Annotated in this window: 16 protein-coding genes and 1 riboswitch; of the genes, 4 read left to right on the top strand and 12 right to left on the bottom strand. The window is 71.4% G+C overall.

Annotation, left to right across the window (positions count from 1 at the left end):
* Positions 1 to 133: 133 nt before the first annotated feature.
* Together ACFY1E_RS25015 and ACFY1E_RS25010 are read left to right on the top strand one after the other, a co-directional pair.
* Positions 134 to 1888: a serine hydrolase gene (locus ACFY1E_RS25015; RefSeq protein WP_389079821.1), complete on the top strand. Its 1755-nt coding sequence runs from the start codon at positions 134 to 136 to the stop codon at positions 1886 to 1888.
* A 78-nt stretch (positions 1889 to 1966) separates the two neighbouring features.
* Positions 1967 to 2428: a hypothetical protein gene (locus ACFY1E_RS25010; protein ID WP_389079591.1), complete on the top strand. Its 462-nt coding sequence runs from the start codon at positions 1967 to 1969 to the stop codon at positions 2426 to 2428.
* Here the strand turns inward: ACFY1E_RS25010 and ACFY1E_RS25005 are convergent, their stop codons facing one another.
* The 8 genes from ACFY1E_RS25005 to ACFY1E_RS24970 all read right to left on the bottom strand — a co-directional run bounded on the left by ACFY1E_RS25005 (position 2429) and on the right by ACFY1E_RS24970 (position 12253).
* Positions 2429 to 3553, bottom strand: coding sequence for a hypothetical protein (locus ACFY1E_RS25005; protein ID WP_389079590.1), 1125 nt, complete (start codon positions 3551 to 3553; stop codon positions 2429 to 2431).
* A gap of 169 nt (positions 3554 to 3722) precedes the next feature.
* On the bottom strand, positions 3723 to 4505 hold the full coding sequence (locus ACFY1E_RS25000) for a class I SAM-dependent methyltransferase (protein ID WP_389079588.1): 783 nt from the start codon (positions 4503 to 4505) through the stop codon (positions 3723 to 3725).
* Between the two features lies 1 nt (position 4506).
* The gene (locus tag ACFY1E_RS24995; protein ID WP_389079587.1) at positions 4507 to 6075 is read right to left on the bottom strand and encodes a phytoene desaturase family protein; all 1569 of its coding nucleotides are present in this window, start codon (positions 6073 to 6075) and stop codon (positions 4507 to 4509) included.
* A gap of 687 nt (positions 6076 to 6762) precedes the next feature.
* On the bottom strand, positions 6763 to 9003 hold the full coding sequence (locus ACFY1E_RS24990; RefSeq protein WP_389079585.1) for a tetratricopeptide repeat protein: 2241 nt from the start codon (positions 9001 to 9003) through the stop codon (positions 6763 to 6765).
* A 62-nt stretch (positions 9004 to 9065) separates the two neighbouring features.
* A complete protein-coding gene (locus ACFY1E_RS24985; protein ID WP_389079820.1) occupies positions 9066 to 9863 on the bottom strand; it encodes an oxygenase MpaB family protein in 798 nt (265 codons plus the stop codon).
* 69 nt (positions 9864 to 9932) lie between these two features.
* Positions 9933 to 11111: an acyl-CoA dehydrogenase family protein gene (locus ACFY1E_RS24980; protein ID WP_389079584.1), complete on the bottom strand. Its 1179-nt coding sequence runs from the start codon at positions 11109 to 11111 to the stop codon at positions 9933 to 9935.
* A 139-nt stretch (positions 11112 to 11250) separates the two neighbouring features.
* Positions 11251 to 12006, bottom strand: coding sequence for a CbtA family protein (locus tag ACFY1E_RS24975; protein ID WP_389079583.1), 756 nt, complete (start codon positions 12004 to 12006; stop codon positions 11251 to 11253).
* Positions 12007 to 12031: 25 nt separating this feature from the next.
* A complete protein-coding gene (locus ACFY1E_RS24970; protein WP_389079582.1) occupies positions 12032 to 12253 on the bottom strand; it encodes a CbtB-domain containing protein in 222 nt (73 codons plus the stop codon).
* Positions 12254 to 12289: 36 nt separating this feature from the next.
* Positions 12290 to 12443, bottom strand: a riboswitch (cobalamin riboswitch).
* A 95-nt stretch (positions 12444 to 12538) separates the two neighbouring features.
* On the opposite strand from ACFY1E_RS24970, the gene ACFY1E_RS24965 reads away from it, so the two are divergent.
* A complete protein-coding gene (locus ACFY1E_RS24965) occupies positions 12539 to 13111 on the top strand; it encodes a histidine phosphatase family protein (RefSeq protein ID WP_389079580.1) in 573 nt (190 codons plus the stop codon).
* Between the two features lie 3 nt (positions 13112 to 13114).
* Here the strand turns inward: ACFY1E_RS24965 and ACFY1E_RS24960 are convergent, their stop codons facing one another.
* On the bottom strand, positions 13115 to 13486 hold the full coding sequence (locus ACFY1E_RS24960; RefSeq protein WP_389079579.1) for a ferredoxin: 372 nt from the start codon (positions 13484 to 13486) through the stop codon (positions 13115 to 13117).
* Between the two features lie 100 nt (positions 13487 to 13586).
* Here ACFY1E_RS24960 and ACFY1E_RS24955 point away from each other — a divergent pair, with 100 nt between their 5' ends.
* Positions 13587 to 13952, top strand: coding sequence for a DUF6479 family protein (locus tag ACFY1E_RS24955; RefSeq protein WP_389079578.1), 366 nt, complete (start codon positions 13587 to 13589; stop codon positions 13950 to 13952).
* A 37-nt stretch (positions 13953 to 13989) separates the two neighbouring features.
* Here the strand turns inward: ACFY1E_RS24955 and ACFY1E_RS24950 are convergent, their stop codons facing one another.
* From ACFY1E_RS24950 to ppdK, 3 genes are all read right to left on the bottom strand, one after another.
* Positions 13990 to 15303 carry a chloride channel protein gene (locus tag ACFY1E_RS24950; protein ID WP_389079818.1) on the bottom strand — a complete coding sequence of 438 codons (1314 nt, stop codon included), beginning with the start codon at positions 15301 to 15303 and terminating at the stop codon, positions 13990 to 13992.
* A gap of 193 nt (positions 15304 to 15496) precedes the next feature.
* Positions 15497 to 17107 (bottom strand): MFS transporter, encoded by a 1611-nt coding sequence (locus ACFY1E_RS24945; RefSeq protein WP_389079577.1) that lies wholly within the window; start codon positions 17105 to 17107, stop codon positions 15497 to 15499.
* A 121-nt stretch (positions 17108 to 17228) separates the two neighbouring features.
* On the bottom strand, positions 17229 to 19937 hold the full coding sequence (ppdK, locus tag ACFY1E_RS24940; RefSeq protein WP_389079576.1) for a pyruvate, phosphate dikinase: 2709 nt from the start codon (positions 19935 to 19937) through the stop codon (positions 17229 to 17231).
* Positions 19938 to 19939 lie beyond the last annotated feature (2 nt).

The raw sequence follows: 19939 nt of genomic DNA, 5'->3' as shown, positions 1-19939 counted from the left end.
GCCGACGGAAGAGCTTTTCTGATACACCGTCAGATTTATTGCGCGGCAGGCCTTGTTGACATGGTTCACAACCGACACGAGTGTTTCTCGGGTGACCGACGACGCAGCGGAGAGAGACGCGAGCGACCGCCGGATGCCGACGCGTCGCCAGATCGGACGCGCCGCCCTGGCCCTGGGCGGCGCCCTCACCATCGCCCCCTTCCCCGCGGGACCGGCCGCGGCGGCCACGGACTCCAGGCACCACCCCACCCTGCGCCACGGCAGTCCGGAACGCGCCGGGCTGCTCCCCGCCCATCTGCGTCAACTGGTCGTGGACGCCGAGTCGTTCCTCGGTCCCTCCCCCAAGCATCCCTGGTACGCGGGTGCCGTGCTGCTCGCGGGGCGGGGCGGCACCGTGGCGCTGCACCGGCCCATCGGGATGGCGGTGCGCTATGCGGCGTACGACGAGAGGACCGACACCGGCATCGAGTTCCCGCCCGACCGGCAGATCCCCATGGCCGAGGACACCGTCTTCGACCTTGCCTCGGTGTCCAAGCTGTTCACCTCGCTGCTGGCGGTGCAGCAGATGGAACGGGGCGCACTGGAACTGGAGGGGACGGTCGCCTCATACCTCCCGGAGTTCGGCGCTGCGGGCAAGCAGGACATCACGATCCGTCAGCTCCTCACCCACACCTCGGGATTCCGCGACTGGATCCCGCTGTACAAGGCGCCGACGCACGAAGCGAAAGTTCAGCTCGTCCTCCACGAAGCCCCGATCAATCCACCGGGCACCAAGTATCTCTACTCGGATCTGAATCTGATCTCGCTCCAGCTGGTCCTGGAGAGGATCACCGGCCGCACGCTCGACACCCTCCTCCGCCACGAGATCACAGAGCCGCTCGGCCTCGACCGCACCCGCTACAACCCGCCCGCCTCCTGGAAGCCGAAGATCGCCGCCACGGAGGACGAGCGCGGGCCCTGGTCCGGTCTGGAGCGGGGGCTGGTGTGGGGCGAGGTGCACGACGAGAACGCGTACAGCCTCGGCGGGGTCGCCGGACACGCCGGGGTGTTCTCCTGTGCCTGGGACCTGGCCGTGCTCGGCCGGACGCTGCTCAACGGCGGCTGCTACGGCCGGACGCGCATCCTGCGCCCGGAGACGGTGGAGCTGATGTTCACCGACTTCAACACCGCGTTCCCCGGCCACGAGCACGGCCTCGGGTTCGAGCTCTACCAGCACTGGTACATGGGCGCCATGGCCACCCCGCGGACCGCCGGGCACACCGGTTTCACCGGCACCTCCCTGGTGCTCGACCCGACCACCGACTCCTTCCTCGTCGTGCTCGGCAACTCGGTCCACCCGGTGCGCACTTGGCGTTCGGGCTCCGCTCCCCGGGTCGCCGCAGGCAACAACCTGGCACGCGCCGTACCGGTACGCCCGGCGCACGGACGTACCGCATGGTTCTCGGGCATGGCGAACGCCACGACCGCCACGCTCACCCTGCCCCAGCTCGACACGACGGACGGCGGGGTACGACTGACCTCCGCCCTGTGGTGGGACACCGAACCCGCCTCGGACGTCCTCGTCCTGGAGGCCACCACGGACGGCGGCACGACCTGGCAGCCGCTCCCCTTCACGACCGTGCGCCACGGCGAGGAGCCGCAGGAGCATCCGTCGGGCTCGGTCACCGGCTGGTCGAGCCGCCTGTGGCACCGCCTGGCAGCCGAGCTCCCGGCGCACCCGCAGCTGACCCTGCGCTGGCGGTACACGACCGACAAGCTCTCCGTCGGCCGCGGGGTGTACGTCGACGGAATCCGCGTCGAGACGCCGGACGCCGTCCTGTTCGACGAGGCGCACCCGGCGGACTCGGCGCGGATCGTCGCGGCGGGGTGGGTGGAGTCGACCGACTGACGGCGTCCCTCACGGGGAATCCTACGTCGTCCCGCTACCGTGAGTGTTGATCAATACACGGAACGTGGGAGGCGCCGGATGGCCACAAGGGTGACGACCGCCCTCACGGTGGGCATGGCGGTGATGTGCGTGTCCGGTCTGGCGGCGGCACCCTCGAACTCCGACCTGGAGGTGGTCCGGTTCGACCCGGCCGCCGCGCCGCCCGGCGGCCGTACCGTGGTGCACGCCTTCGTCGCCAACAGGGGGCCGGAGCGGACCGGGTCGCCGTTCACCGTGGTCGTGAGGCTGCCGTCGGGCTTCACCGCTCAGGGGCCGTACTTCCCCGAGGACTGCCGCGCCGAGGCCCGTGGCCGCCTGGTGCGCTGCTCCTTCGGGCCGGGTCTGGCGCGGATGCGGACGGCCACCGCGCTGGTTCCGGTCCGGGTGGACGCGGATGTGCCCCCCGGCACCAAGGCCGAGGGGCACGTCCAGGTGGTGAGCGTGGACGACCGCGATCCGCGCAACGACCGTATGCCGTTCACCCTGTCCGTCGACTGCTGATCAGCGGTAGACCTTCACGTAGTCCGCCTGCATGGTCAGCGGTGTCGAGCCGGAGGGCGCGGGGTGGTACTCGCCGGCGCTGACCGACAGGTTGAGGATCAGGTAGGCGGAGAAGTCGCTGCCCACGCCGTGGCCGTCGGAGTAGACCTTCTTGCCGTTGACGTACCAGTCCACCGAGCTCGCGCCGTAGTGGGTGCCGATGGTGACCCACTGGCCGGGCGCGACCGCGGCGGAGTCGGTGTAGTACTTGGAGCCGGAGGTGACGTGGTTGGTCAGCTCCAGCAGATTCGGGTTGTCCGGGTGGTACTCGAAGGAGTCGATCTCGCCGTTGCCGTCCTTCCAGGTCCACAGGGCGGGCCAGGCGCCGGAGCCGGAGGGCAGTTTGACCCGGGTCTCGGCGTAGTCTCCGGTCTTCACCTGGAAGCCGCCGCTGGAGCCCTCGGTGGTGAGCAGGCCCGTGTTCCAGGCCTGCTTTCCGTTCTCCAGGGTGTGCGAGGAGGGCTGGGCGGTGAAGGTCGCGACGCCGCCGGATGTGGTGACCTTGCTCTGGTCCAGCCAGTCGAGTTTGTTGTCGTCCGGGTTGTGGTCGCCGTAGGCGTAGGACGAGCTGTTGTCGCCGACCCACTTCGAGCCCCAGGCGATGCTGCCGGAGAAGTCGTCGGACCAGACCAGGGACTGGCCGGAGACCGGGGAGCCACCACTGCTCGACGTCGCGGTCGAGGCTTTGTTGACGGTCAGCTTGTGCGAGGGCAGGTTGTGCCAGGCTCCGCCGGACTCCTGCCAGAAGCCGAAGATCGTGTACGTGCCTGCCGGCAGGGTGCGCGAGCCGCTGGTGAACTTCGCACCACTCGGGCATATTCGGACATTCGACGCGTTCCCCGGGAAGTCCAGGTTCTTCCCGGCCGCGTCCCGGACGCCGACACCGAGGGTCTTGGCCGTGAAGCAGCTGGAGGAGTGCACGGTCAGCTTGGCCGACGCGGCGACGCCCGCGGTCATGGTGGACGGCGTCAGGCTGTCCTGGGTGACGGAGGGGGCCGCGAAGGCCTGGGGGGCGACCGGCAGGAGCAACAGCGCGGCTGCTGCTCCGGCTGCGCCCAGGCGGGCAGGAGAGAGGGAGTGGCGCATGGTGGGGGCTTCCTCAACAGCGCCTGCGAAGGGGGCGGCTTGTGCACGGCCCGTGCGCAGGACTCGGTGTTCCGGCGGCTGAGGCCACCCGGGAGGACTCCCGAAGGCTAGGCGGACGGGCCGTTCGTGTTCAACGAGATCTCACTCACACTGAGTGATCAAAAAGGAGTCACGCGTTCCGCCGGCTCGCTCTCGCGGTCAGCACGGGCTGGTAGAAGCCGCCGGCCTGCGGAGCGTGCCAGGTGATGTCGGCGAAGCCGGCCGCGGCCACGGCGTCGGTCACCTGGGTCCGGGTCAGCGCCCAGGAGGTGGTGCGGCGTACCCGCACCTCCCACCCCTCACCCTCGGGCACGAGCTGGAAGTACTCCTGGTCGTAACGTTCCCCGTCGTCGTGCCAGTGCCACAGCTGGAAGGTGATCGACCGGCCGTCGGCGGCGTGGGACACCTGGGGAGGTGCGGCCGTGGGTCGAGTCCTGCGGAGCTCGTCATAATCACGGAGCGTGAGCAGAAGCAGCCCGTCGCTTCTCAGTACCCGCTGCATTTCGTGGAGGGCCGCCCCCACGTCATGCGCGGTCAGCAGATGCGCGAGCGAGTTGTCGGCACAGACGACGCCGTCGAACTCCCCGTCTCTGAAGGGGAGTTGCCGCATGTCCGCCGCCATGGCCGGAAGGACGACGCCGCGGGCTGCGGCCTCGATCGCGGCCCGGGTCGCGGCCGCTGGGCTCAAGTCGCTGCCGACGACGCCGTGTCCTGCGCGCGCCAGCCCGATCGCCTGGGTGCCGATCCCGCAGGCGCAGTCCAGCAACCGGTGTGGCCCGGGGCCGAGTTGACGTCCGAGGAGGCCGTCGAGCACGGCGGCCTGGCGGTTCATGCTCGCGTCCCAGTCCGGGAAGATGCGGTGGTAGTCGGCAGCGAGCGAGTCGTAGAAGTCCCGTGCGGATGAGCCGCTCACCTCAGTCGCCGCTCTCTTCCAGGACCGCCATGGCCGCGTTGTGCCCGGGTACCCCGCTCACTCCCCCGCCCCGCACCGCGCCCGCCCCGCACAGCAGCACGTTCGCGTGCCGCGTCTCCACGCCCCAGCGGCCCGTGTCGTCCTGGGCGTAGGGCCAGGCGAGTTCGCGGTGGAAGATGTTGCCGCCGGGCAGGCGCAGGTCGCGCTCGAGGTCGAGCGGGGTCTTGGCCTCGATGCAGGGGCGGCCGTCCGCGTCGGTCGCCAGGCAGTCGGCGAGAGGCTCGGCGAGGTGGGCGTCGAGCCCGGCGAGGGTGGACTTCAGGAGTTCTTCGCGTACGGAGTCGTTGTCGTGCTCGAAGAGCCGGGCGGGTGTGTGCAGGCCGAAGAGGGTGAGGGTCTGGTAGCCCTGGTCGACGAGGTCGGGGCCGAGGATCGTCGGGTCGGTGAGGGAGTGGCAGTAGATCTCCGAGGGCGGCGCGGCGGGGAGCTGTCCGGAAGCGGCCTGGGCGTGCGCGGCGGCGAGTTGCTGGTAGCCCTCGGCGATGTGGAAGGTGCCGGAGAACGCCTCGCGCGGGTCGACGGAGCTGTCGCGCAGCCTCGGCAGCCGCTTGAGGAGCATGTTCACCTTGAGCTGGGCGCCCTCGGCGGGGGCCGGCGGTGTGTCACCGGTGAGCTCGGCGAGGGCCTGCGGGGAGGCACCCACGAGGACGTGCCGGGCGGCTGCAACGCCTTCCCCGTCGGCCGTGCGGTAGGTGATCTCGGCGGTCCGCCCGTCGGTGTCGATGCGTACGGCCTCGTGGCCGGTGGCGATGACGGCGCCCGCGTCCCGGGCCGCGGTGGCCAGGGTGTCGGTCAGGGCGCCCATGCCGCCGACGGGGACGTCCCAGGCGCCGGTGCCGCCGCCGATCACGTGGTAGAGGAAGCAGCGGTTCTGGGCCAGTGAGGGGTCGTGGGCATCGGCGAAGGTGCCGATGAGGGCGTCGGTGAGGACGACGCCCCGCACGAGGTCGTCGGCGAAGCGGTCCTCGATCGCGGTGCCGATGGGCTCCTCGAAGAGCGTGCGCCAGGCCTCCTCGTCGTCAATGCGGCGGCGCAGTTCGTCGCGGGTGGGCAGCGGTTCGGTCAGGGTCGGGAAGACCCGCTCGGCGACGCGGCCGGTCATGCCGTAGAAGCGCTGCCAGGCCTCGTACTCGCGATCGGAGCCGGTGAGCTTGGCGAAGGCCTCCCGGGTGCGCCGCTCGCCGCCGCCGACCAGGAGCCCGGTGGGGCGGCCGTCCCGTTCCACGGGGGTGTACGAGGAGATGGTGCGGGCCCGGATGCGGAAGTCGAGGCCGAGGTCGCGCACGATCTTCTTCGGCAGCAGGCTGACCAGGTAGGAGTAGCGCGACAGCCGCGCGTCGACACCGGCGAAAGGGCGGGTGGAGACCGCGGCGCCCCCGGTGTGGTCCAGCCGCTCCAGCACCAGTACGGACCGTCCGGCCCGGGCCAGGTAGGCGGCGGCGACCAGGCCGTTGTGGCCCCCGCCGACGATCACGGCGTCGTATGTCCGGTGTCCCTCGTGTGCAGCCATGGTTCTTGGTAGCACGCGATGATCGTCAACGGCCAGAGGTGTACGGCGACGGGGTCAGCGCCCGCCGGCCACGCGCTGCCGACGCAGCACCGCCCTCCGCGGTACATCACGATGGCCCCGGCGCCGCGGCCGAGCTGCTCCAGGCAGTGGGCCTCGCCGCCGCCTGGCAACCATGCGGGGCATCCCGGGGACCCTGAGCAGGTCCGCGCCCGGCAGCCACGCCACGGTGCACGGCCCAACCGGCCATCAAGGTCCCGACACGCGTCAGCAGCGCAGCACGCAGTACAGCTCGACAGCCCCCGGCGCCGCGGCCGAGCTGCTCCAGACAGTGGACCTCGCCGCTGCCCGGCGAGCAAGCGGGACGGCCCGGGGCCCTGAACAGGTCCGCGCGCGGCAGCCACGCCACGGTGCACGGGCCACCCATGGTGTCCGACCCGGCAGCGCCCGCTGCCGGCGCCACCCGGCGGGACCACTCGACGGTCTCGGCGCCGGGGCCGAGCTGCTCCAGGCTGTGGGCCCCATCGTTGGGGCCGATGAGCATGTGGGGCCGCCCGACCCCGGACATGCTCGCGCGCGGCCGCCGCGCCGCGGTGCTCGGCCCGAGCCGCCGACCCGCGACCCGGCCGGCCAAGGCGGGCGGCAGCCCAGGCGCCCGTCGGCAACCGGCCCCGAAGATCCCGACACGCTTCAGCGTCCGCCCGACGCCCGCTGCTGCCGCAGTACCGCCACCCGGCGGTACAGCTCGACGGCCTCCGCGCCGCGGCCGAGCTGTTCCAGGCAGTGGGCCTCGTCGTTGCGGCTGGCGAGGGTGTCGGGGTGGTCGGGGCCGAGGACGCGTTCGCGGGCGGCGGCCACGCGGCGGTACTCGGTGAGGGCGTCGGACCAGCGGCCCAGCCAGCCGAGGCCGACGGCGACCTCGCGGCGGCTGACCAGGGTGTCGGGGTGGTCGGGGCCGAGGACGCGTTCACGGATGGCGCAGACGTCGCGGGACTCGGCGAGGGCCTCCTCCCAGCGGCCCAGACGGCCGAGGTTGACGCCGAGGCCGTGGCGGGCGCGCAGGGTCTCCGGGTGGGTGGGGCCCTGGACGCGGGTACGGTCGTCGATCAGGTCGCGGTAGAGGGTGAGCGCCTCGGCGCTGCGGCCCAGGCGGCCGAGGCTGATGCCGACCTCGTAGCGGGCGGCGAGGGTGTCGGCGTGGTCGGGGCCGAGGGCCCGGGCGCGGGCCTCGGCGACCTCGCGGTAGGTCTGCAGGGCCTCCGGCCAGCGGCCCAACTGACCGAGCGCATAGGCGACTTCGTAGCGGGTGACGAGGGTGTCGGGGTGCTCGGGGCCCAGCACGCGGGCGCGGGCGGCGGCCACCTCGCAGGCCATGCGGTACGAGTCCTCCAGGCGGCCGAGGCGGGAGAGGTTGAAGGCGAGGTTGTGGCGGCAGCGCAGGGTGTCGGGGTGGTCGGGGCCCATGCCGCGCTCCCGTGCGGCGAGGACGGCGGTGTACACCTGGTGGGCATCGAAGTGACGGCCCAACTGGCCCAGCACGTACGCCATTTCCTGGCGGGCGGCGAGCGTGTCGGGGTGGTCGGCGCCCAGGGCGCGGGTTCTCGCGGCGGCCACGAACTTGTACTCCTGCAGGGCGTCGGCGGCGCGGCCGGTGCGGCTGAGGGTGAAGGCGAGCTCGTAGCGGCTGGCGAGGGTGTCGGGGTGGTCGGGGCCGAGGAGATGGGCGCGTTCGGCGGCCACCGCGCGGTGCACCTCGCCGGCCTCCGCCCAGCGGCCGAGTCGTCCCAGGCTGAGCCCGGCGTTGTGCCGCCCGGCGAGGGCGGTGAGGGCCTGCGCGGAAGGAGCGGGAGGCCGGTCGGGGGCGGGGGCCGCGCTCCGCCCGTTCTCGGGCCGCGGAATCCATTCGCCGGTGAGACCCGCCCCGGCGTCCGGAGGCGTGGCGCCGAGGCCGGTGCCAGTGGCCTTGTGGCCGGTGGTCATGCCGCGCGTCCAGGAGGGCAGGCGGGGCTCGCGGGAAGGGACCTGCTCAGGTGATCGGAGCACCGGCTGCGGGGTCACGACGGTCGGTACGTACGCCGGTGTCGTGCGGCCCGCAGTGATACGGCGGCCCAACTCCCGTGCATCGTGCGGGCGTTGCTCGGGAAGCTTGGCCAGCAGGTCCAGGATGATCTTCTCGAGGTATTCGGGGAGTTCGGCTCGGTGGCTGCGCGGCGGGCGGGGCGGGGTGTCGCGGTGGCCGACGAGGATCGCCCAGGCGTCGTCGAGGTCGAACGGCGGTGCGCCGGTGGCGATCTCGTACAGGACGCAGCCCAGCGAGTACAGGTCGCTGCGCTGGTCGACCTCCGAGCCGCCGATCTGCTCGGGCGACATGTAGTGCGGGGTGCCCATCGCGATGCCGGTACCGGTCAGCCGCGAGGTGAAGCCGATGTCGTGGCCGAGGCGGGCGATGCCGAAGTCGCAGATCTTCACCGTGCCGTCGGCCAGCCGCATGATGTTGGCGGGTTTCAGGTCGCGGTGCACGATGCCCTGCTGGTGGGTGTAGGCGAGGGCGGAGGCGACCTGGTCGGCGATCTCGACGACGTCGCCGACCGGCAGCGGGTGGTGCTTGTTGTCCTCCAACAGCTGGGAGAGGTTGCGGCCCTCCAGGAGCTCCATCACCAGGTAGAGGATGCCGTCGTACTCGCCGAAGTCGTGCACGACGGTGATCCCGCGGTGCTGGAGGGCGGCGGCCACGCGGGCCTCGCGGCGAAAGCGTTCCCTGAGGACGCGGGTGAAGGACTGGTCGTGGTGCGGACCGAGGGGCTTGAGGCACTTCACGGCGACATGCCGGCCCAGCGACTCGTCGCGCGCTCGCCACACCTCGCCCATGCCGCCCCGCCCGATCAGGTCGAGCAGCCGGTACCGGCCCTGGATCAGCCTGCTGTCCCCCATCTGCTGCGATCGCCCCCGTAACTATTCGTCCCGCCCACCCCTGACTCGTCCAGTATGGCGAGCTATCGTCCGAGTTTGTACGGTGCCGGGCGGGAGCCGGGGCCGAGCCGTGACATGGCGCGCAGGATGTGTTTGGGCGGGAGTTGCCAGCGCAGACGTGCGGGAATGCAGCGAAGCAGGGTGCCCGTGGCACGCAGTTGCAGGGTGACGGTGTCGGGTTTCGGGGCGGGTCTGCCATACAGCTCGTGGGCGTACGGCGGCAGGGCGGCGTACGCCAGTCGGGCCACGCGCCGCCACAGCACCTCGCGCGCGGGGACGAGGAGGGGGTGCGTCGGCGGGCGGAGCAGGAAGTCGTCCACTTCGCGTGCCTCGGGTCCGACGGCGAGTTCGGGCCGTGCCTTCTCGAAGTAGGCGGCCATCTCCTCCTGGTTGGCCGGTACGGCCTCGGGGTCGAGGCCCACCAGGCGGGCGCCGACGCGCTGTTCGCCGACGTAGCGGTCGGCCTGTGCGTCGGTGAGCGGGAAGCCGGAGCGGCGCGCGACCTGCAGATAGGAGTCGATCTCGGCGCAGTGCACCCACAGCAGCAGCTCGGGTTCGTCGACGCCGTACCGCTCCCCCGTGTCCGGGTCGGTCGCCGACAGCATCGTATGGATCTTCCGGACGCGCGCGCCGGCCCGTTCGGCGGCCTCGGTGGTGCCGTAGGTGATGGTGCCGACGAAGTTGGCGGTGCGCATGAGGCGGCCCCAGGCATCGCGCCGAAAGTCGGAGTTCTGCATGACGCCGCGTACGGCACGCGGGTGCAGCGCCTGGAGGTAGAGCGCGCGGACTCCGGCGACCCACATCATCGGGTCGCCGTGCATCTGCCAGGTCACCGAGGACGGTCCGAAGAGCCCGGGGTCACCTGCCTGGATCTCCGTCACCCTTGCAGGCTAGCGCCGCACCCTCGGCATCCCCAGGCCTATCCACGCGATGATCTCGCGTTGGATCTCGTTGTTGCCGCCGCCGAAGGTGAAGATCACGGCGGAGCGGTAGCCGCGCTCCAGTTCGCCGTGAAGGACCGCACCCGCGGAGCCCTCCTTCAGCGCGCCCGCCGCGCCGACGATCTCCATCAGCCAGGCGTAGGCGTCCCGGCGCGCCTCGGAGCCGTAGACCTTGACCGCGGAGGCGTCCTGCGGGGTGAGCGTGCCGTTCTGGACGGCGTGCACCATCCGCCAGTTGAGGAGCTTCATCGCGTCGAGCCTGGTGTGGGTCTGGGCGAGGCGGCGGCGCACCCAGGGCAGGTCGATCACGCGGCGGCCGTCGGCGAGTTTGGTCTCGGTCGCCCAGCGCTGCACGTCCTGCAGGGCGCGTATGGCCATGGTGCCGTGGGCGGCGAGGGTGACGCGCTCGTGGTTGAGCTGGTTGGTGATCAGCCGCCAGCCCTGGTTCTCGGCGCCGACGCGGCGGGAGACGGGGACGCGGATGTTCTCGTAGTAGCTCGCTGTGGTGTCGTGCGAGGCGAGGGTGTTGATGACGGTGCAGGAGTAGCCGGGGTCGGTGGTGGGGACGAGGAGCATGGTGATGCCCTTGTGGGGCGGGGCGTCGGGGTCGGTGCGGGTCGCCAGCCACACCCAGTCCGCGGTGTCGCCGTTGGTGGTCCAGATCTTCTGGCCGTTGACGACGTACTCGTCGCCGTCCCGTACGGCGCGCGTCTTCAGGGACGCCAGATCCGTCCCCGCGTCGGGCTCGCTGTAGCCGATCGCGAAGTCGATCTCACCGGCGAGGATCTTGGGCAGGAAGTACGCCTTCTGCTCGTCCGTTCCGAACTGCATGATCGTCGGACCGACCGTGTTCAGCGCCATCAGCGGCAGCGGTACGCCGGCCTGGGCTGCCTCGTCGAAGAAGATGAACTGCTCCATCGCGGTCAGCCCGCGCCCGCCGTACTCCTTCGGCCAGCCCACGCCGAGCCAGCCGTCCGCGCCCAGGCGCCGGATGGTCTCGCGGTAGAAGCGTTTCTGGGCGGCCGGGTCGCCGTGCCGTGCGTAGGCGTTGTCCGGCACCAACTCGGCGAAGTACGAGCGAAGTTCGGTGCGCAGCCGCTGCTGCTCGGGCGTGTATTCGAGGTGCACGGCGCCTCCAGGCTTCCCGGGCCGGTCCTGACGGCGCACACCGTAGAACGTGTTCCAGAAATTGGGAATGGCGAGGGACAGGGAAAGGGCCCCCGGTCGTCGACCGGGGGCCCTTTGCCGAGTGGGCCGGTGGAACCGCTCAGTGGGCGACGGGAGTTGGCCGGGTGGCGCCGTTCGCCCGCGCCGGCTTCGGGGCGAGCATCCGCTCCGCCAGCACCCCGAAGACCAGCCCGAAGGAGGTCCACAGGGTCAACTGGACGGCCAGGGCCGCCAGTCGGAACTGCCACAGCAGGGTGGCGGAGAAGTCCTTGGGGACCTCGTTGAAGGACGGCAGGAACGCGTATGCGAGCCCGATGGCGAGGACGAGGAACGCACTCGCGGCGAGCGTCGCGTTCCAGTTGCCCAGGCGGGGCGCCAGGCGCTTGCCCAGGATGACGGCGGCGACGGCCAGCAGCACGCTCAGCACCACCATCAGAAAGTACAGCGTGGTGCGTTTGCCGATGGTGTCGGGGTCTCCGACGGACGGCGGGTTGGCCGGGTACTTCAGGAACGGCACGACGTACACGGTGATCAGCCCGGCGGCCGCCAGGAGCAGCGCGCTCGCGCGCGGCCCGAAGCGGCCGATGCGGCCGAGCGCGAAGCAGTACGCGAGGGCGGCGATGCCGCCGAACGCGACGCCGTAGACCAGGACACCGGTGGACAGGCCCGCGGTGGACTGCATCGTGCGGCTGACGGCTTCGACGCCGTGCTCGTGGGAGTGCGCCTCCTCGTAGGCGATGGCCGCGTCGACGCGCGGTTCACCGAGGAAGTAGGCGACGACGAGGGCGAGCAGGCCCGCGGCGAGTCCCGCGAGCATGCCGCGCACCAGGAGGTTGCGGACGGTTGCCGAGTTCATGGGCGGCGGTGCTTTCTCGCCGCCCTCAGTGGCAGGGGAATCCGAGCAGGTGGCGGGCGTCGTGCACCCACTCGTGGACGTTGTCCCCGTTCATCACGGAGGTGGCGCCCTGCTCGGCGCCGACGAAGTAGAGCAGAACCAGCATCAGGATGCCGAAGAAGACCGCCCAGGGGACGATCGCGCCGAGCGGCAGCTTTGCCGGTACGGCGGTGGGGGTGGTGGTCGGCTGAGCGACAGACTGCGCCATGGCAGGCCCTCCTGGGGAACTCGCGTCCCGTCTCGGTGGTGCACGTGACGACGGGGCGGGTCTGACTCGCCCGGCACACACCCAGGGTGCGTGCCCGGCATACAGTGGCGCGACCGTGCCGGAATTCCACCGGCTTCCGCTGTGCCGTCGTCAATATCCACGAGAAGGTACCGCGAAGCAGAGGTGGGGCCAAGAGCGCACGGAACGGCGGCGAGCGCCCCAGGTGAGCCGTTTGCACCGTGGGATCAAGGGATTTGAAGGGGTGTCGAGGGTGGGAATGGACGTATGACCAGCCGAGTGATCTTGATCTCACCTGCGATCACCGCGGCCCTCAGGGAGGCCCGCTTCGACGACGGTTGCCCGCTGGACGCCTCAGGCTTGCGGCAGGCACGGGCGGCCGCGGGCACGCTCCCGGCGGCGGAACGGGTGTGGGTCTCCCCCACCGTGCGCTGCCGCGAGACGGCCGCCGCTCTCGGCCTCGATGCCGTGGAAGCACCGGAGTTGGCGGCCCTGGACGCGGGCCGCTGGCGCGGTGCGACGCTGGCGGAGGTGAGCGAACGTGAGCCGGAGGCACTGGCCCGCTGGCTGTCGGACCCCGGGGCCGCGCCGCACGGCGGGGAGTCGGTGGCGGCGCTGTGCGACCGGGTGGCGGGCTGGCTGGAGACGGCAGCGCAGACGGGGGGCCGGACCCTCGCCGTGGTCGAGCCCGAGGCCGTACGGGCCGCGGTGGTCCGGGCGCTCGGGGCGCCGGAGTCGGCGTTCTGGCGGGCGGATGTCCCGCCGCTGACGGCGATCGAGCTCAGCGGCAGGTCCGGGCGCTGGAACGTGCGCCTCGGGCAGCCGGTCGGCGCGCCGTGAGCGTCAGTTCAGCGTGGCGAGGAATTCCGTGCACGCCTCGGCGCACTGCCGGCAGGCCTTCGCGCCGTCCTCGGTGCCCGGCAGCCGGTCGAAGGCATGCGCGCACTCCAGGCACACGGTGCGGCACCACTCCACCTGGATGCGGATGGCGGCCTCGTCCAGGCTGTTCTGCTCGGACAGCACACGACAGGTCGCGTCGCACACCTCCGCGCACATGATGCCCTTGCGTCGTACGAGTTCCTGCTCCTCCGTGCCGTCCGGGTCCACGAGGCTTGCGCGCAGAGCACACGCACGTGCGCACTCGGTGCACGCCTGCGCGCAGGCGAAGCGGTCCTCCAGGAACCGGAAGAGCTCCTGCTGAGTCGTCGAAGTCACACCTGGCGGGTTGCCTTCGCCGATCGCCTCAAACACCGGTGACCGCGCTCCGGCCGGGTCGGTTCGGTTGGCACCGGGCCCCATGGGTACCCGCGAGCCCATGAGCACCTCATGGATGGATATCGCCGCAGGCCGCGGCGCACTCGGAATCGGCCTGGTCGTCGTGGGCGTGGCGGTCGTGGCCCTGCTGATCGGGGCCTTCTTCCTGGGCGCCCGCATCCGTCGGCGCGAACCGGCTCCGCCACGCCCGGAGGATCAGCCGCAGCTGCCGGACGACGGCCCGGTCCGCGAGGTACGGGAGAACCGCGAACCCGCCGAGATCCCCCGCAGCGAGCACCGGCTGACCCCGCACGAACTGCCAGGTCACGGCAATACGCCGAGCAGGACGAGCGCCTCGCAGAAGCGCAAGCGCTGGAGCGAGGGCAACAGCGGGGCCTTCGGCAGCGGCGGGCCCGGCAGCCGCTGACGGCGACCACGGCCGCACCGGCGCCGGCACCCGCCTCTCACTCCTGGTGTCCGCGACGCCCTGCGCGAGACGCTCGACCGGCCGGCGGCTCGCCGAACGCGGGGATCCTCGGCCCCTGCGGCAGCAGCTGAACCACGACGAAGGACAGAACGGCGGCCAGCACCACCAGCGCCGCCGTGTCCACGTTGCCCAGCAGGAGTACGACCAGGACCACGCTGCTCACGGGCACCCGCAGGGCCGCGGTCACCGACGCCGCCATCCCGGCTGCCATCGCCGGCACCAGTCCCAGACCAGGCAGCGGCGACAGCAGGACACCGGCCGCGCCGCCCAGGAACAGGGCGGGGAAGACGGGCCCACCGCGCAGACTGCCCAGACAGAGGGTGTACGCCAGGGCCTTGAACACCAGCACCGCGACCAGGGCCCCCACCGGCCAGGCGTGCGGGTGCTGCGCCAGGTCGGCCAGGACGGCCTCCCCGGACAGGGCGGCCTCGGCCGGCGAACGGCCGGTGGCGATCGCGTAGAGAGTGATGCATCCCCCCGCTCCCAGCGCGCACAGGGTGGTGTTCCGTACAGTCCGGGTCGTCACGAAGCCGGCCACGAACCTCCCGCCCACGAAGACCCAGTGGATGAGGACAGCGAGGGCCGGCGCGATCAGCAGGACCCACAGGACGTCCGCCCAGTCGAGCGGTGGCGGATGGGGCAGCCCGATGTCCAGGCTCCCGGTCTCCAGGCCGGTCCAGTGCACGAATCCGGTGAAGATCAGGTCCCCCACTCCGCTGGCCAGCAGAGCCGGCAGCATCACCGCGAACAGCTGCGGCCCGCCCATCCCGGCCACTTCCATCAGGAGCACGGCCCCCACCACCGGGTTCCCGAAGAGCGCCGAGATGGCCGCCGCGGCCCCGGCCGCGCCGAGCAACGCCGTGCTCGCCTCGGTCCGGGGCGCCCGGACCAGGCTCGCGAAGAGCAGCGCCAGACCGCCGCCCAGGGCGATCAGCGGCGCCTCGGGACCCAGTACCACCCCGAGCGGCAAACCGACCAGAGCGGCGACAAGGACACCGGGCAGCGCTTCTTTGGTGACCCCGCCGGCATGCAGACCGGCCGCCGGGATGTGCCCGCCCCGCCCGGGAAGCCGGGCGACAACCAGACCTACGATCAAACCGGCCACCGCCATCAGGGGCAGCGCCCACCACCAGGGAGCCTGTTTCCAGCCCAGGTCCTTGGGCCAGTCGGTCCAGATCAGCTGCTCCAGCTGGTGGAGCGCCACGAGGAACCAGAAGGCGAGCAGCGCCACAGGAACCCCGATCAGCCCGCAGAACACCAGCGCCTTGCGGTATTCGGGGCGGCGCAGCATGTTCTGCAGCTGGTCGGCCTCAGGGGGCTGGTTCCCCGGCGCGGACACGGCCGCTGCCGATCTCGTCCCGGTGATGGGGCCTCCTGAGGTCAGGACACGAGGGATGATTCAACCTATGAGGGATGATTCAATCTATAACGCACCAATGTTATCTATTCGGTTATTCATTGCCCGTCGCCACGCTGCCGAGAGGCTACGTCGAGCGGGGCTGAGTCGTCGGGATCCGGTGGGTGAAGAACATCGCGAGCAGCGAGGTGAGGGCGAGGATCGCGAGTGCGGCGCGCAGGCCGTCCAGCCGTGCGTCGGCGTTCGCGTCGAGCACCGCCTGGGTCACCTTCGTGCTCGTGCCCGCCTCGTCCAGGGCGGCCTTGAGCTGAGCGTCCGACAGGAAGGGCACGCCACTTTCGAGTTCGACGCTCGCCTCGCTCTTGACCTGGGCGGGGATCTCCGGGTTCTGCTCGACGTTGGCGAGGAACGAACTGGTCAGCGCGGCGATCAGGACCGATCCGGCCAGTGCCGTACCGATCGAGGAGCCCAGGTTGGTGACCGCGTTCTGGACGCCGCCCACTTCCGCGCTCCGCTCGTCCGGCACCGCGGACACGGTGACCGAGCCGAGCTGGGACGCCAGCGCGCCCATGCCCAGCCCGATCAGCAGGAGAGGAACGGTGACGACTTCCGCACCGGCGTCGGCGTCGAGCGCGGCCATCAGGACCACCGCTCCCGCGAACAGCGAGAGGATCCCGATCTGCACCACCCGGCGCGGCGAGACATCGGGGAGGAGGCGCGGGATGAGGATCGCGGCGGCCAGCAGCGTGAGCGAGAGCGGCAGGATGCGGGCGCCGGTCTTGAGTGCGGACAGGCCGAGGGCCACCGACAGGTAGAGCGGTACGACGAAGAAGACCCCCATCTGCACGAGGTACTGGAAGAAGAACATCGTCAGGCCGCCGGTGAGTTGCCGGTTCTCAAGGAGGGCCGGGTCCACGAGTGGTTCCCTGCGCCGCTCCACGAGGCGTGCCTCCCAGCGGAGGAACAGCCAGATCAGGAGCAGTCCCGCCAGCATCAGCCAGACGACCAGTGAGATCCCGAGCCAGGAGGGCGCGTCGGGCTTCGGCTGGAACCAGCCCCATTCGTCCGAGCGGAGGACGCCGTAGACGAAGACCCCGAGCCCGGCGGCGGACAGCGCAGTGCCGACGAGATCGATGCGGGAGCGCCTTTCGGCCGGTGCGTCGGCAATACGGCGGCCGAGGGCCAGGATGGCCAGAACGATGGCGACTTCACCGGCGAACACCCAGCGCCAGGAGAAATATGTGGTCGCGACACCTCCGACGAGCGGACCGAGAGCGATCGCAACGGCTCCGGCGGCTGTGACCAGGCCGTAGGCGGCGGGTCGGCGTTCAACGGCGAAGTTGCCGGCGACGAGCGCCACGATCGCGGGCAGGATCAGCGCCGCCCCGAGGCCTTCCAGGAGCGACCAGCCGACCAGGAGCACGGGCAGGTTCGGGGCCAGCGCCGTGGTCAGGGATCCGCACCCGTAGACGGCACAGCCGGCCATGAAGGCGCGCTTGTGACCGATCAGCGCGCCGACCTTGCCGCCGGGGATCATGAACATCGCCATCACAAGGGTGTAGGCGGTGATCGCACCCTGGACCCCGGTCACCGTCGTACCCACGTCGTCGGCCACCGTTGCGATGGAGACGTTCATGACAGAACTGTCCAGTGCCATCAAGAACTGCCCGGACGCGAGTGTCAGCAGGACGAGCCGTGTGGCTGCCGAACTCTCGGAGCCGCCTTCCGGTGGTGCCATGCGCGCATGGTCTCAGCGGCCGGGACGACCGGCCCTCGACCCGCCACGGAGGTCGACCGGTTGGCGGCGTGTCGGCCGAACCCGACGTCAGTCACCACCCACGGCAGCCCCGGCGAATGCGTCACCGGCTGTCGCTGGTGACGGTCGTGTCCGTCAGGGCCGCGCGGCCCGCTTCGAGGCGGGCCGCCGGGATCCGGAACGGCGAGCACGAGACATAGTCCAGTCCCACGCGGTGGAAGAAGTGGATCGAGTCGGGGTCGCCGCCGTGCTCCCCGCACACTCCTGCCTCCAGCCGGGGGTTGACGGCACGGCCCGCCTCGACGCCCAGCTCCACCAGCCGGCCGACACCCTCCTGGTCGATCGTCTCGAAGGGCGACACGGAGAAGACGCCCTTGTCGATGTAGAGCGGGAAGAACGACGCCTCCGCGTCGTCGCGGGACAGACCCCAGGTGGTCTGGGTGAGGTCGTTGGTTCCGAAGGAGAAGAAGTCGGCCGCCTCGGCGATGCGTCCGGCGGTGAGCGCGGCGCGCGGCAGCTCGATCATCGTGCCGATCGGGCAGTCGAGGGTCAGACCGGTCTCGCTCTCCACCTCGCCGAGCACCAGTTCCGCCTCGGAGCGGGCCAGCCTCAGTTCCTCGACCGTGCCGACCAGCGGGATCATGATCTCTGCGCGCGGGGTGCCGCCGTCACGCAGCCGTTCGACCACCGCTTCGGCGATCGCCTGCACCTGCATGGCCATCAGCCCCGGCACGGCCAGGCCCAGGCGGACCCCGCGCAGGCCCAGCATCGGGTTCTGCTCGTGCATCCGCTCCACGGCGGCGAGCAGTTCCCTCTCGTGCGGGTCCGGATCCTCGGTGCGGGCCAGGCGGACGGCCAGTTCGGTGCGGTCGGGCAGGAACTCGTGCAGCGGCGGATCGATCAGCCGGATCGTCACCGGCAGCCCGTCCATCGCCTCGAGGATGGCGGTGAAGTCGGCCCGCTGCAGCGGCAGCAGGGCGTCCAGGGCCCGTTCGCGTGCGAGGTCGTCGCGGGCCAGGATCATCGCCTCGACCAGTTCCCTGCGCTCACCGAGGAACATGTGCTCGGTGCGGCACAGACCGATCCCCTGCGCGCCCAGCGCACGGGCGCGGAGGGCGTCCTCGGGTGTGTCGGCGTTGGCCCGCACCTGCAGGCGGCGCCCCGAGTCGGCGCGGGCGAGAGCGCCCAGCACGGCCTCGGTGAGCGTGTCGGTGGCGGTTCCGGTCTCCAGGGCGCGTCCGACGTGGGAGGCGGTGAGGGGCAGGGCGCCGAGGTGCACGGTGCCCGCCGTGCCGTCGACGGAGACGACGTCGCCCTCGCGGACCACGGCTCCGGACGGAGCGGTGAACTGCCGCGCGAGCGGGTCCACGGCCAACCCCTCCGCGCCGCACACGCACACCTTGCCCATGCCGCGCGCGACGACCGCGGCATGGCTGGTCTTGCCGCCCCGGCTGGTCAGGACGGCCTGCGCGGCGATCATGCCGGGCAGGTCGTCGGGGGTCGTCTCGCGGCGGACGAGGACCACCTGCTGGCCGGCCGCAGCACGCCGTACGGCCTCGGTGGAGTCGAACACGACGGCGCCCACCGCGGCGCCCGGCGAGGCGGGCACGCCGTGGGCGAGGGGCACGTCGGTGGTCTTCATGTCGAAGCGGGGAAACATCAGCCGGGTCAGCTCGGCGCCGTTCACTCGGGCCAGCGCCTCGTCGGCGCTGATCGTCCCTTCCTCACGCAGGTCGTGGGCGATGCGGAAGGCGGCCTCGGCGGTGCGCTTGCCCACCCTGGTCTGCAGGATCCACAGCTTGCCGCGTTCGACGGTGAACTCGACGTCGCACAGGTCGCGGTAGTGCTTCTCAAGGGTGCGCAGATGGTCGCCGAGCTCGACATAGGCGCGGGGGTCGAGCGACCTGAGCTCGCGCAGGGGCAGCGCGTCGCGTACGCCCGCGACGACGTCCTCGCCTTGCGCGTCGGGCAGATAGTCGCCGTACATGCCGCGTTCTCCGGTGGCGGGGTCGCGGGTGAAGGCGACACCGGTGCCGGAGTCGGGGCCGAGGTTGCCGAAGACCATGGCCTGCACGTTGACGGCGGTGCCGAGGTCCTCCGGGATGTGTTCGCGGTGGCGGTAGACATGGGCGCGCTGGGTGTTCCAGGAGTCGAAGACCGCGCGGACGGCGCGGGCGAGCTGGTCGGCCGGGTCCTGCGGGAAGTCCTCGCCGGTCTCCTTGCGGATGATGGCCTTGAACTCCTCGGTGAGCGCCATGAGTTCGCCGACGTCGAGGTCGTGGTCGTCCGCCATGGGGGTCCCCCCGGTCGAGCGAAGTCGAGACTGGGGGAACGCGGAGATGGCCTGCTCGAACAGGTCGCCGTCCACTCCCATCACGGTGTGCCCGAACATCTGGATGAGCCGGCGGTAGGAGTCCCAGGCGAAGCGCTCCTGCCCGGAGGCCTTGGCGAGCCCGTTGACCGACCGGTCGTTGAGCCCGATGTCGAGGATGGTGTCCATCATGCCCGGCATGGAGAAGCGGGCGCCCGAGCGCACGGACACCAGCAGGGGGTCGTCGGGGGCGCCGAGGGTCCGCCCCATGGCCCGCTCCAGAGCGGCGAGAGCCTGGGCCGCCTCGACGCCGAGTTCGGGGGGCTCCGCGCCCGTGGCCAGGTAGACCTTGCAGGCGTCGGTGGTGACGGTGAACCCGGGCGGAACGGGCAGGCCGATCCGGGTCATCTCGGCGAGTCCGGCGCCCTTGCCACCGAGCAGGTCTGCCATGTCGCGGCCGCCCTCGGCGAATCCGTACACGAACTTCGTCGGCTTGGTCATCG

Source organism: Streptomyces sp. NPDC001604 (assembly GCF_042893475.1).
GTDB lineage: Bacteria > Actinomycetota > Actinomycetes > Streptomycetales > Streptomycetaceae > Streptomyces.
Note: the sequence above shows the minus strand (reverse complement) of the source record. Positions and strands in the feature narration are given on the sequence as shown.